The organism is Kitasatospora sp. NPDC033851 (genome assembly GCF_055576085.1).
In genome coordinates this window covers 170,662-184,645 of record NZ_JBVIRL010000011.1, presented here as the reverse complement: position 1 = coordinate 184,645, position 13,984 = coordinate 170,662, and the positions used below count along the sequence as shown (strand labels likewise).

4 protein-coding genes are annotated in these 13,984 nt (G+C 73.8%); all 4 read right to left on the bottom strand.

Annotated features, from left to right (window positions below; translation table 11 throughout):
* Positions 1-38: 38 nt before the first annotated feature.
* Positions 39-1,769 (bottom strand): phytoene desaturase family protein, encoded by a 1,731-nt coding sequence (locus ACZ51D_RS22340; protein WP_465621320.1) that lies wholly within the window; start codon positions 1,767-1,769, stop codon positions 39-41.
* Positions 1,756-10,998, bottom strand: coding sequence for a non-ribosomal peptide synthetase/type I polyketide synthase (locus ACZ51D_RS22335; RefSeq protein WP_465621318.1), 9,243 nt, complete (start codon positions 10,996-10,998; stop codon positions 1,756-1,758). Before ACZ51D_RS22335 ends, ACZ51D_RS22340 begins: the two co-directional genes overlap by 14 nt.
* Positions 10,999-11,065: 67 nt before the next feature.
* Complete coding sequence (locus ACZ51D_RS22330; protein WP_465621316.1) at positions 11,066-11,923, bottom strand: sterol desaturase family protein; 858 nt, start codon at positions 11,921-11,923, stop codon at positions 11,066-11,068.
* A 281-nt stretch (positions 11,924-12,204) separates the two neighbouring features.
* Entirely contained in the window at positions 12,205-13,632 is a 1,428-nt protein-coding gene (locus ACZ51D_RS22325) for a helix-turn-helix domain-containing protein (RefSeq protein ID WP_465621314.1), read from the bottom strand.
* Positions 13,633-13,984: the final 352 nt, after the last annotated feature.

Genomic DNA, 13,984 nt, shown 5'->3' with positions numbered 1-13,984 from the left:
CCTGCTGCCGGTGGCCGTCCCGCCGGTGGTCGTCCCGCTCACTCCGCCACTCCCACTTCCACGTCCGCGACGCCCACGTCCGGCACTCCCACGGCCGGTACGCCCACGGTGGCCCGGTCGAGTTGCGGCAGGTGGCCCCACTTGCCCGCGTGCCAGGGTTCCCGGTTGTCGCTGGGCCAGGCCCGGAACGGCCGGCCGAGTTCCCGGCAGAGGTACTGCGCGGCGTACCGTCCGCTGGTGGCGGCCCGGATCAGCCCGCCCAGGGCGGTCCACTGCCCGGCCATGGAGAAGCCGCTGAGGCCGGGCAGCCGCATCCGGTCCCGGTTGACCAGCCGGTTGGCGACGTCCTCGGCCTCGGAGAAGGCCTGCCAGGCCAGGATGCTGCCGTAGGTGTTGCCGGTGAACCGCTCGGCGGTCACCGGCGAGGCAACGTCGACGAGTTCGATCCGCGGGCCGAGCCCGGGGTAGGTCCGGTCCAGGAAGACGCGGACGAACGCGGCGACCTCCTGCTTGCGCGCCCGGTACGCCCGGCGGTCCCGGACCCGCAGGTCCTTCCAGGAGCGGTAGTCGCTGAAGTAGGTGCAGTGCAGCACCGACTTGCCGGGCGGCGCGAAGCCCTCCGCGTAGGCCGAGCGCAGTTGCACCACCAGGCTGTGCTGCAGCGAGCCGGGCAGCCGGGCGCTGTCCTCGGGCGTCAACAGATAGGTGGTGCTGTGCGGTTCGCCCTCCGGCAGCGGGCCGTCGATGCCGACGAAGGCGGAGACCACGGCCGGGTACAGGTTGCCCGGCTTGTCGATCAGTTCGCCGTACAGCCGGTCGGTGACGGGGCTGGAGTAGCGGCCCTCCAGCAAGCGGTCGAGTACCGTCGGACCGTCGCAGGCGGCGACCACGTGGTCGGCGAAGTGCCGTGATCCGTCCCGGAGTTCGATGCCGATGGCGCGTCCGTCCTCGATCAGGATCCGCTCCACCCGGCAGCGGTAGCCGATCACCCCGCCGAGCGAGGTGTACCGCTCCTCCACCGAGCGGGCCAGCCCCAGCGAACCGCCCTGCGGGAAACCGGCGTTGCCGTTGTGCGCGGCGGCCAGTGTGTACAGGTACGGCAACAGCGGGAAGCCCGCGGGCTCCTGGAGGAACATGGTGGGGAAGGCCCGGCGCAGCAGCGGGTCCTGGAAGCGCTCGGCGAAGCCGCTCATCGGGGTGGTCGCGGTGCGCCAGAACAGCCGGAAGGCGGGCAGGACGGCGCGCAGGGTGCGCAGCCGCTCCGCCGTGGTGCGCAGCGGCGGCGGGGTGAGGTCCCAGGGCAGGTCGACGGCGACGAAGCGGCGCAGGTCCCGGCAGAAGGCCCGGATCGGCTTGGCGTCGTCGGGGGCGAGGGCGAGCAGGTGCTGTTCCAGCCGGTCCGGGTCGCCGTAGAAGGTGACGGCGCGGCCGTGTTCGTCGACGACCCGGTTGAAGATGTCGAAGCGGGTCACCGATTTGCCGTCCAGGGCGCCGAGTTCCTGCCAGACCTGGTGCGCTCCGGTGCCTTCGGCGGTGCCGATCAGCCAGTCGATGCAGTAGTCGAACAGGTAGCCGTGCCGGGACCAGGCGGTGCAGCAACCGCCGGGTAGCACGTGTTTCTCGAAGATCCGGGTCTCCAGGCCGCTCATCTGCGCGTAGCAGCCGGTGGCGAGGCCGGCCAGGCCGGCCCCGATCACGATGACCCGGGGCGGGCCGCCGGGGGCCCGCTCCCTCGTGGACCAGTCCGGTCCGCGGTCAGCCGCGGCCATCGGCGGTGCCTCCGGCCAGGATGGCGCCCGCCAGTTCGGCGTTGCGGGCGGCGTACTCGCCGTCGAGCATCTCGGCGTGGCTGCCGTGGCCGGCGTACACGGCGGTGCCGGTGGTGGAGGCGCCGTGCCAGGAGCCTTCCTCGCCGCCGACGTGCACGCTCAGCCGCTCGCGTTCGCAGACCACGTCGAGTTGGGCGCGTACGGTGCCCGTGTTGGGGGTGCGGCTGGAGAACTCCAGGTAGTCCCGGGCCTGTTCGAGGGTTTCCCGGGCGACGATCCGCGAGCCGGTGTGGCGGTGCAGGTGCTCGTGGAGTTCGCGCTCGAAGACGGCCACGTGTTCCTCGCCGAGGTCGAAGGCGTCCAGGACCCGGTAGGCGTCGACCAGCAGCACCGAACCCACCGTGCGGCCCCGGCGTTCCAGCTCCTTGGCAACCTCGAAGGCGAGGTTGCCGCCGAGGGAGTAGCCGAGCAGGACGTACGGTCCGGCCGGGTGCAGTTCCTCGACCAGGTCGGCGTACCGGGCGGTCTTGTCGTCGCCGGTCAGGTAGTTGAAGGCGGCGATCCGGTGCTCGGGCAGGTGCGCGGCGAGCTGCCGGTAGACCAGTCCGTGGCCGCCGGCCGGCGGGAGGCAGAAGACCGTACGGCCTTCGGTCGCCGTGGCGTTGAACCAGAGGTAGGGCTGGCCGCCGGACACCTCGCCGGTGATGATCTGCTCGACGGTGCGGGCCATGCCGTGCAGGGTGGTGACCTTGAACAGCAGGCCGACCGGGATCCCGATGTTGAACTCGGTCTGCAGGTGGTGGATCAGCTCGATGAGCCGGATCGAGCTGCCGCCGAGTTCGAAGAAGTCGTGCTGCAGGCCGACTTCGTCCAGGCCGAGCAGGTTGCGCCAGTGCTCGGCGACCCTGGTCTCGTAGAGGGTGACGGGGGGTTCGTGCTGGGCTCCGCCGGTGTCGGCCTTCGGCTCCGGAAGGGCGGCGAGGTCGACCTTGCCGTTCGGGGTGAGGGGCAGGGCGGGCAGTTCGGTGAGGTAGGAGGGGATCATCACGGTGGGCAGGTGCTCGGCCAGGTGGCGGCGCAGTTCACGGCGGTCCAGCACGGTGCCTTCGGCGGGGACCACGTAGGCGGCCAGGACGGCTTCGCCCGAGGCGTCCTGGCGGACCGCGACGCAGGCCTGGGCGAGTTCGGGGCGGGCGGTGAGGTGGGCCTCGATCTCGCCCGGCTCGATCCGGTGGCCGCGGACCTTGACCTGGTTGTCGATCCGGCCGAGCAGGTGCGCGGTGCCGGTGGTGTCCCAGTGCCCGAGGTCGCCGGTGCGGTAGAGCCGTACGGGCGTGCCGTCGAGCTCCAGGGTGGCGAAGCGGTGGGCGCTCTGCTCCGGGTCGTTGGGGTAGCCGGCCGCGACACCCGCGCCGCCGATCCACAGCTCGCCGGGCACGCCGGCCGGGACGGGCTCGCCGTACGGGTCGAGGATGTACAGCGCGCTGTTCGGGAAGGGCCGGCCGATCGGCACCATCCGGCCGGGTTCGAGTTCCTCGGCCGCGCCCTCGTAGTAGGTGCTGTCGACGGTGGCCTCGGTCAGGCCGTAGGAGTTGACCAGCCGGGTCCGTTCGCCGCACAGGGCGCGCAGCCGGCGGTGCTCGGCGGCCTTCCAGGAGTCGGAGCCGACGATGACCAGTTTGAGGAAGTCCAGCCGCAGGCCGTCGCGTTCGCAGTGGGTCAGCAGGGCGCGGGCCACGGCGGGCACGAACTCGCCGCAGTCCACGGCTTCTTCGCGCATCACCCGGTGCAGCCGCGCGGTGTCGAAGAGCAGCTCGCGGTCGACCAGAACGAGGGTGCCGCCGCTGCCGAGCGCCCGGGCGAGGTCGCCGGAGAAGACGTCGAAGGCGGTCCCGGCCATCTGCAGGTGGACCCGGGCCTCGGTGTCCAGCCGGTACTCCGCGCGCCAGCCGGCGGTGACGGCGGCCAGGTTGCGGTGGTCGACCCGGACCGCCTTCGGGCGGCCGGTGGAGCCCGAGGTGTGGATCACGTAGGCGGCCCGGTCCGGGTCGGCGGCGGGCAGCGGCCCGGCGGCGTCGGCGGGCCGGTCCAGGTCCTCCAGGGTGACCGGCTCGGCGGGCAGGTCGGCGGCGGGCGGGCGCCGCTCGTCGACCACGACCAGGGCGGCCCCGGCGTCGGCCACCTGGTAGGCCAGCCGGTCCGCCGGGTGCCCGGGGTCGAGCGGGAGGTAGGCGGCGCCGGCCCGCCAGATGCCCAGCAGGGTGGTGATCAGCTCGGGTGACTTGTCCAGGCAGACAGCCACCACCGAGCCCTCCCCGACGCCCAGTTCGCGCAGCCGTACGGCCGTGCGCTGGGAGCGCCGGTCGAGTTCGCCGTAGGTGAGGCGCCGGACCCCGTCGCGGCCGGGCGCGACCACGGCGACGGCCTCCGGGTGCTCGGCGGCGGCCTTGGCGATCAGCTCCGGCACCGGGGTGTCGTGGTCGATCCGGCGTTCGGCGCCGCTGAACCCGGTGAGGATCTCCCGGCGTTCGGCCGCGTCCAGCATCCGCAGCCGGCCGACCGGCTCGCCGTCGGCGGCGCGGGTCATGGCGTCCAACAGGTTGCGGTAGTGCGCCGCGAGCCGCCGGACGGTGGCGGGCTCGAAGAGGTCGGAGTTGTACTTGAAGACGCAGTGGAAGCAGCCGTCCGCGCGGTCCTCGTAGGCGGACAGCGTCAGGTCGAACTGCCCTTCTTCCTCCGGGAGTTCGATGTACTCCAGGCGGTAGCCGAAGCGTTCCACGGCGACCTTGTGGGTGAGCAGGATGAACATCGCCTGGAACACCGCGGAGCGGCTCGGGTCGTGCTGCAGCCCCAACTGCTCGACCAGCAGCGGGAAGGGGTACTCCTGGTTGTCCAGTCCGCCGAGCACGCTCTCCCGCACCCGGGCCAGCAGCTCGGCCACGGTCGGTTCCCCGGCCAGGCTCACGTGCAGCGGCAGCGGGTTGACGAAGTAGCCGTAGACGGAGGCGAACTCCTCCTGGGTGCGGCCGGTGACCGGGCTGCCGACCACGATGTCCGGCTGCCCGGACCAGCGGTGCAGCAGCAGGTAGTAGGCGCCGAGCAGCACCATGAACGGGGTGACGTTGTGCGCACGGGCCAACTCGTGGACCCGGTCGGTGAGTTCGGTGTCCAGCCGGAAGAACTCGGAGGCGCCGTTGTGGGTCTGCACGGCCGGCCGGGGCTTGTCGGTGGGCAGCGCCAGCACCGGCATCTCGGCGGGCAGGTGCCCGCGCCAGTAGTCGAGCATCCGCTGCGCCCCGGGCCCGGCCAGGAAGCGGTTCTGCTGGTTGAGGAAGTCCAGGTAGCGGGCGGCGACCGGGGGCAGTTCGGGGGTGCGCCCCTGGCGCAGCGCCTCGTAGACCTCGAACAGCTCCTCGATGAAGGTGAAGGTGGAGATCGCGTCCGAGACGATGTGGTGGACGGCCTTCATCAGCACCCAGCGGTCCGGCCCGCGCCGGAACAGCCGCAGCCGTACCAGCGGGTCCGCGTCGAGGTCGTACGGCCGCCGGTACTCGCGGACGATCAGCTCGTGGATCTCCTCCCACGGGCGGCCCTCGACGTCGAACAGCCCGGTGTCGGCCGCGGCCTCCTCACGGATGCGCTGGAGGGGCCGGCCCTCCTCGGCCGTGACGTTGGCGCGCAGTGCGGGGTGGCGGGCGACCAGGTGGCGGAACGCGGCGAACACCAGCTCCGGGTCGAGCACCGCGCGCACCTCGACGGCGCCGCCGATGTTGTACGCGAAGCCGTCCGGGTGCAGCTGGCGCAGGAACCAGAGCGCCTGCTGGTTGTGGGTGAGCGGGTAGCGGGACTCGTCGGTGTGGAGTTCGATCTCGGCCCGGTCCGGGCCGCCGTCGGTGTCGAGCCGCTCGGCCAGGCCCGTGGTGAGCAGGTCGACCAGGTCGCCGACGGAGCCGTTGCTGAGCAGGGCCACCACCGGCAGGGCGACGCCCAGTTCGCCGTGCACCCGGGCGCGCAGCTCCATCGCGAGCAGCGAGTCGAGGCCGTGCGCGCCGAGCCTGGTGTCGGTGCCGATCCGCTCGGAGCCGATCCGCAGCACGGCCGCGGCGGCGGCGGTGAGCCGTTCGGTGACCAGTTCGAGCCGGGTCTGCGGGTCGGCCGCCCGGTAGGCGTCCAGGAAGCCGCCGGTCTCGGCCGGGGCCTGCTCGGCGGCGCTCGCCGCCAGGTCGGCGACCAGCGGCGGCGGCGCGGGGTACCAGGCGAGGAAGGTCGGCCAGTCGACCACGGTGGCGACCAGCAGCTGGGCGCGGTCCTGGCCGAGGACGCGTTCCAGGACGGCCGTTCCGGCGTCCGGGGGCAGCGAGCTCATGCCGCGGGCGTCGCGGTAGTGGGCGACCAGGCCCAGTTCCTCGATCATGCCGGTGGCCCAGGGGCCCCAGTCCAGGCTGAGCGCGGGCAGGCCGTCGGCCCGGCGGTGGTGGGCGAGGGCGTCCAGGAAGGCGTTGCCGGCCGCGTAGTTGGTCTGGCCGGCGGTGGTGAGCAGCGAGGCGACGGAGGCGAACAGCACGAAGTGGTCGAGCGGTTCGTCGCGCAGCAGCCGGTGCAGCAGGTGGCCGCCGGCCACCTTGGGGGCGTATCCGGCGTCGAAGGCCATGCGGTCCATCTGTGCCAGCAGGGTGTCCCTGACCTGGCCGGCGAGGTGGAACACGCCCCGGATCGGCGGGCGTTGGTGCTCCCGGTAGTCGGCGAGCCAGGCGGCGAGCGCGGTTTCGTCGGTGACGTCGACCGGGGCGAGCAGCGGTTCGGCGCCGAGCGCCTGGAGTTCGCGCAGGAAGGCGATCCGCTCCCCGGCGGGGCTGCCCGGGTCGGTGGAAGCCCACTGGGAGCGCTCGGGCAGGGCGGTGCGGCCGACCAGGATCAGCCGCCGGGCGCCGCGCTTGACCAGGGTGCGGCAGAGCAGTCGGCCGAGGGCGCCGAAGGCGCCGGTGACGAGGTAGCTGCCGTCGGGGCGCAGGACCGGCGGCAGCGGCCGGGTGAGGCCCTCGGCCTGCCGCAGTCGGCTGGTCAGGCGGCGGCCGGCCCGCAGCGCGATCTCCTGCTCGTCCCGGGCGGCGAGTTCGGCGAGCAGTGCCCCGGCCTGGTCGGTCGCGGTGACGGCCGGGTCGAGGTCGATCAGGCTGCCGCGCTGAGTGACGAGTTCCTGCTGCCACAGCACGCGTCCGATGCCCCAGGCGGGGGCGCCGAGCGGTTCGACCCGGTCGCCGGGGGCGGCGGGCTGGGTGCCCCGGGTGACGATGTGCAGCCGCCCGTCCGGGAGGGCGGCGGGCAGGGCCTGGGCGAGGGCGATCACGGAGTAGGCGCCGAGGGTGGCGAGCCCGTCGAGCCGGTCGGCCGTGGTGGCGTCGAGGGCGGGCAGGTCGAGGTTCCAGAGGTGGACGACGGTGTCGTAGCCGGGTTCCAGGGAGGCGAGCAGCCGCCGGACGTCCTCGGCGGAGTCGGGCCGGACGGTCGAGTGTCCGTCGCCGTGGTGGTACTGCTCGGCGGGCCGGACGAGGTGGCAGCGGGCGCCGCGCTCGGCGGCGAGCGCGGCCAGCCGCTCGGCGAGGCCGCCTTCGTCGGCGAAGAGCAGCAGGTCGCCGGGGGTCTCCTCGGCGGTCGGCGCGGGCGCCTCCACCCAGGCGACCTCGGTGAGCCAGCCGTCGATGGTGGCCAGGCCGACCGAGGCCGGGGCCTGGGCGACGTCGGCGACCCGGAACCCGGTGATCCGGCCGAGCGGGGTGCCGTCCTCGGCGTGCAGGGCGATGTCGCCGACGAGTTCCTCGCCGCTGTCCCGGGTGACGGTGGCCTGCGCCCAGAGCGGCCGGTCGCCGATCTCGTCGAGCCGGACCTCCTCGATGGCGACCGGCAGCCGGACGCTGCCGCCCTCGGGCGTGTGCAGCGTGGTGGTGAGCAGGGTCTGGAAGCAGGCGTCCAGCAGCACCGGGTGCAGGTGGTGGTCGGCCGCGCCGGGGCCGAGTCCGGCGGTCGGCCGGATCCGGGCCAGCGCCTCGCCGGGGCCCGCCCACACCTCCTCGATGGCGCGGAAGGCGGGCCCGTAGTCGTAGCCGCGCTCGGCCAGCAGCCGGTAGCAGTCCGGCCCGTCGAGGTGCTGCCCGTGGGCGTCCGGGGCCGAGACGTCCAGCGCGGGCCCGTACGAGCGCCGCTGGCCGGTGCGGACCCGGCCGCAGGCGTGCACGGTCGGCTCGCCGCCGGCCGGGGTGGCGGCGACGGTGAAGCGGGCGTCCTCGGGCGCGTAGCCGAGCTGGACGGGGACGGGTTCGGTCTCGGAGAGGAAGAGCGCCCGGTTGAGCTCGACCTCGGCCAGCACCACCTCGGTGCGGCCGGTCAGGGCGCGGACGGCCTGCGCGGCCATCTCCAGGTACCCGGCGGCCGGGAACACCACCTGGCCCTCGATCCGGTGGTCGGTCAGGTACGGCAGCCGCTCGGGGTCGAGCGCGGTGGTCCAGCCGGGCTGGGCGCTCGCGGTGCGGCGGCCCAGGAGCGGGTGGTCGACCCGGCCGAGCCGGACCTGCTCGACCGGCTTGGGCTCGATCCAGTACCGGTCGCGCCGCCAGGGGTAGGCGGGCAGCGGCACCGGGCGGCCGGCCGGGTGCAGCGCGTCCCAGCTCAATTCGACGCCGAGGGTGTGCAGTTCGGCCAGGCTGCGGGCGAAGCGCTCGGGCTCGTCCTGGCGGCGGCGGATCGACGGCAGGGTGTGCGTCCGCTCGGCGCACTCGCGGATCGCATGCCCGAGGACGGGGTGCGGGCCGAGTTCCAGGAACAGTCCGTGCCCGTCCTCGGCCATCCGCTCGACGGCGGCCCGGAACCGCACCGGGTTGCGGACGTTCTCCCACCAGTACCCGCCGTCCAGCTCCGGCCCCCGGGCGAGTCCTTCCCGCGCGGTCAGGTAGAGCGGCAGCCGCGCCTCCTGTGGCTTGATCGCGGCGAGCGCGGCGATCAGCTCGTCCCGGATCGGGTCCATCCGCACGCTGTGGTAGGGGACTTCGACGTCCAGCAGGCGGGCGAAGACGCCCTGCTGCTTCAGTTCCTCGGCCAGCTCGCCGAGGGCTTCGGTGTCCCCGGCCAGGGTCACCGCGGACGGGCTGTTGACCGCCCCGAGCGAGATCCGGGTGCGGTACGGCCGGATCCGGCGCTCCGCCTCCGCCTCCGGCAGACCGACCGCGAGCATGCTGCCGGTGCCGGCCAGCCGCTGCTGGAGCCGGCTGCGGGCCAGCACCACCCGGACGGCGTCGGCGAGGTCGTACACCCCGGCCTCGTGAAACGCGGCGACCTCGCCGGTGCTGTGGCCCACCACCGCGTCGGGGCGCAGGCCGTGGCTCCGCCAGAGCGCCGAAAGTCCCACCTGGACGGCGAAGTTGGCGGGCTGGGCCACCCAGGTCTCGGCCATCCGGGAGTCCGTCTCGTCCCGGTCCAGTTCCGTCAGCAGTGACCAGCCGGCCTGCTCGCGGATCTCCCGGTCGACGGCCCGCACGGCCTCCCGGTACACCGGCTCGCTCTCGTACAGGCCCCGGCCCATCCCCCACCACTGCGGGCCCATGCCGGTGAACACCCAGGCCAGACGGCGCTGTCTGCGCTCCCGGGCCCGGCCCTGGACCACCCGCGGGTGCTCCTCGCCGCGCTCGCAGGCGGCCAGCGCCTCGTCCAGGTCCTGCCGCGACGAGTACGTGACCGCGAGCCGCTCGGGCAGGTGCTGGCGGCGGTGCGCCAGGGTGTGGCCGAGGTCGGTGAGCGAGGCCCCGGTGGCGAGCTCCTGCCGTACGGCGGCGGCGAGTTCGGGCAGTCCGGCGGTGTCCTTGGTGCTCAGCGGCAGGACCGTGAAGACGGGCTCCGCGACCGCCGCGGCGGGCCCGGGGCGGGGCGGCTCCTCCAGCAGGACGTGCGCGTTGGTGCCGCCGAAGCCGAAGGAGTTGACGCCCGCGCGGGCCGGGCCGCGGCGCTCGGGCCAGTCGACCGGCTCGGTCGGGATCTCGAAGGGCAGCGCGGCCAGGTCGATGCCGGGGTTGGGCCGCTCCAGGTTGAGGTGCGGCGGGATGCGGCGGTGCTTGAGGGCGAGGGCGGTCTTGATCAGCCCGGCGACGCCGGCGGCGGCCTCGGTGTGCCCGATGTTGGTCTTGACCGAGCCGACGTAGCAGTGGTCGCCGGAGCGGCGGCCGATGCCGAGCACCCGGCCGAGCGCGGCGGCTTCGATCGGGTCGCCGACCGGGGTGGAGGTGCCGTGCGCCTCGACGTACTGCAGGCTGCCGGGCAGCACCCCGGCCTCGGCGCAGACCCGCTCGATCAGGGTGACCTGGGCGTCGGCGCTGGGGACGGTGATGCCGTTGGTGCGGCCGTCCTGGTTGACGCCGCTGCCGAGGATCACGGCGTGCACCGGGTCCCCGTCGCGCTGCGCGTCGGAGAGGCGCTTGAGCACGACCACGCCGACGCCCTCGGCCCGGACGTAGCCGTCGGCGGAGGCGTCGAAGGCGCGCGATCGGCCGTCCGCGGAGAGGAAGCCGCCCTTGGTCTCGGCGATCGTGTACTGCGGCGCCATGTGCAGCAACGCGCCGCCGGCCAGGGCGAGTTCGGTTTCGCCGCGGAGCAGGCTCTGGCAGGCCAGGTGGACCGCGACCAGCGAGGAGCTGCAGGCGGTGTCGATCGAGACGCTGGGGCCGCGGAAGTCGAAGCAGTGCGAGATCCGGTTGGAGACCATCGTCATCATGGTGCCGGTGGCGGTGTGCGCGGCGATGGTGGCGAAGTCGAGGTCGGCGAACTGCAGGATCTTCCAGTCGAGGGTGAAGGCGCCCATGTAGACGCCCACGTCCCGGCCGGCCAGCTCGCCGGGGCGCAGGCCGCCGTCCTCCAGGGCCTCCCAGCTGACCTCCAGGAGCTTGCGCTGCTGCGGGTCCATGTGCTCGGCCTCGCGCGGGCTGATCCCGAAGAAGTCCGGGTCGAAGGTGTCGAAGCCGTCGATGTAGCCGCCCCGGCCGCCGATCAGCCGCCCCGGCTTCGCCCGGTCCCGGCTGCCCAGGGTGCCGGTGTCGTACCGGTCGGCGGGCGTGTCGGTGAGACAGTCCCGACCCTCGATCAGGTTGCGCCAGTAGGTCCGGTGGTCGTTGGCGTGTCCCGGCAGGCGGCAGCCGATACCGGTGATCGCGATGGACTCGCGGGGCACGGCGAAGGGCGAGGAAGTCATGATCCAATCCGAGGGTGATGGCGTGACGCCGGGGACACGGGCTAGGGGGCGGCTGCGCGGACCGGAGTCAGACGGACTGCTCGGTGGTCTTCGCCCGGCGCCAGGGGTGCAACAGGCTGGCGCCGAGCTCGCCGGTCGTGGGGAACGCGGTCGGGTCGGTGAGGCCGACGGCGGTGGGCACTCGGCCGGGCCGCCAGGTGAAGCTCCCGAACACGTGGTCCCACAGCGAGAGGTCGGAAGAGTAGTGGCCGGCTTCGGCGAGGTCGGTGCTGTGGTGCAGGCGGTGGAGTTCCGGGCCGGCCAGGACGTGGCCGAGCGACCCGAGGTGGACGTCGATGTTCGCGTGGACGAAATACCCCTGAGCCAGAACGAATATTCCGACCACGAACACTGAATCCGCCGAGAATCCGATCAGCGCCAACGAAATCTGGACCACGGACTGTGCGACGAAGACGTCCAGGAAATGATTCACGCCGTTGTTCGCGACGTTCACCTTCTCCGGGACGTGGTGCACGCCGTGCAGCCGCCAGAGCCACCGGTTGCGGTGGGACCAGCGGTGCACGAGGTAGTCGCCGAGCGAGCCGACCAGCAGCGCGAGTGGAATCTCCGCCGCGAAGGGCAGCGCCGGGTGCGCCGGACCGAGCAGTTCGACCAGCGCCGTCACGAACCCCTGGGCCAGTGCGCCGCCGATCATGCTCAGCACGAAATAGACGCTGTACCAGCCGAGTTCACGCCGGTTCGGGTGCCAGTCGGTCCGGTACGGGATCAGCCGCTCCAGCACCGCCAGGTATCCGATGACGGCCACCAGGACGAGCGGGGAGACCCGGTCGGGCGCCCAGTGGAAGTGCAGGGTCGCGACGGCGACGCACAGCACACCCAGGAGCAGGAGCGGATGGGCGAGCCGGCGGGCAATGGCGTGCAGCACGCGCCCCCCGTTCTTCGCGGACTAACGACTGGAAACGTCAGAGACTCTAGCGGGACCCGATGGCCGGGGCAGTCATTCGACGTGTTAACGCCATGAATGACCCGATCGGCGGACCATACGCGCACGAAGTTGACGCTCGGACGGCGTGAAGGGGGCGCATTGCGCGGCAGAAACGGGAGTTGTCGGGGTGCGGCACCGTCACACCGCCGGGTGAGCGCCGTCGAGCGCCCTGCCCGTGACAGCCGCCGGTGACGCCCGCCCGCGCCGGCCACCCGCCGCCCTCAGGCCCGTACCAGCTCCGCCAGCCGCCTGGCGGCGCGCGGTTCGTACGCCGCCAGGCGGTCGCGCAGGCCGCGCAACTCGTGCGCGACCAGCGCGGGGAGGGCGGCCGCCGCAGTGGCCTCCAGGGCGGGGCCGAGGAGTTCGACGGCCGCGCGCGGATCGTGCGCGCAGACCAGGCAGTCCGCCGCCCGGACGACGAACAGCAGTCGGCTGGCCGGGAGTTGGGTCGGGCCGAGCAGGCCCAGCGCGGTCTCGGTGGCGCTCAGCGCCCGGCGGGCCAGCCGGGGGTCGTCCCCCGCCGCCGCGAGGTCGCGCAGCGCGGCGGCCGCGGCGGACTCGACCCGCATCCGCATCGAGGCGATGGAGAGCCAGGGCACGTCGACCTCGTCCTCGGCCCCGATGTGGTCCAGCTGTGCCCGGGCCAGGCCGATCTGCCGTACGGTCGCCGGGACGTCGCCGGTCAGGGCGTGCGCGCGGGCCCGGCTGATCCGGCCCATCGCGCCGGCCCAGGGCCGGCCGGGGGCGACCCGGTCGATCTCGCGGGCGTAGCCGAGGGCGGCTTCCGGGTCGCCGTCCAGCCGGCCCAGGATGCTCAGGTCGCTGAGCGTGCCGACCTGGGTGGCCTGGTCCCCGGCGAGCCCGGCCCAGATGAGCGCGCGGTCGTAGCAGGCCATCGCGGTGGCGTTGCGGCCGTCCTGCATGCGCAGCGCGCCGGCCGCGTGGGCGTGCTCGGCGGCCAGTCTGGCGAGCGGACGGCGCTGCGCGGCGGGAGCGCCGGCGAGTCGGGCGAGCACGGCGTGCAGGGTGCGTTCGACGGCGCCGGCCAGGCCCGGCCGGTCACCGGTCTCGCCGGAGCGCAGGTGGGCGGCGAGCAGTCCGGTCAGGGCGTGCGCGGTGGCCGCGTCCAGCGGCGGGGCGGCGGCCGGATCGGCGAGCGCCGCGGGGGCGCAGAACTCGGCGTGCAGTGCGGCCAGTTCGGCGGGCGCGGGGACGTCACAGCCCTCTGCGTCGTGCAGCGGGCAGAGCAGGCCGTAGTCGGGCAGCCGCGCCGGGGCGGGCGCGGCGGGGGCCGGGCCGACCAGGGCGACGCCCGGCAGCGGGGGCCGCAGCAGGGCGGGTGAGAAGGAGTCGAGGGCGCAGAGTTCGGAGGTCTCGGCGCGCAGGCAGGCGGCGCTCACCTCACCGCCCGCGCCGAGGAGTTCGTCGATCCGGTCGGCGACCCTGGGGGTGACCCGGCGGGCCCCGTGCTCGATCTTGCTGACCGCGGTGTGGTCGTAGCCGATCCCGACGCCGAGCTGCGCCTGGGTGAGGCCGGCCCGGCGCCGCCAGTGCCGCAGCCGGGCTCCGAACTCCCGCCAGGCGCCTCGGCCCTGGCCGGTCGGCGGTGCCGGAATCCCCGCCGAAGGGGCCACTCGGTTCCGCTCCACGGCTGCCTCCCCGGGGGCGTGGCGCCGTCCCCGGCCGATCGCGGGGCCCGCCGACGATTCCAGTGGTTCCGACGACTCCGCCGGCTCCGACGGCTCGGATGACACCGGCGACTCCGGCGACTCCGATGACCAGGACGGTACTCGATGGCCACCCGCGCCGTACATGACGTGGTCTCAACCACTCGAAGAAGACCGCAGCTTGACGCAAAGCCGAGCGGCGGGCTTGACGGAATTTGCCAACCCTATGCATCGCCCGCACCATCCATTGACCCGAGCATGACGCCATGTGAGGGTTCGGGCACCCGAGCGCGGACGGCCCGCACGGCCGTCCCCCGGACGCGGCCTGCGGTGC

What these genes read in the sequence shown, in the direction of transcription:
- ACZ51D_RS22340 (WP_465621320.1), bottom strand. Translation starts at nt 1,769, where the DNA reads ATGGCCGCGGCTGACCGCGGACCGGACTGGTCCACGAGGGAGCGGGCC.
- ACZ51D_RS22335 (WP_465621318.1), bottom strand. Translation starts at nt 10,998, where the DNA reads ATGACTTCCTCGCCCTTCGCCGTGCCCCGCGAGTCCATCGCGATCACC.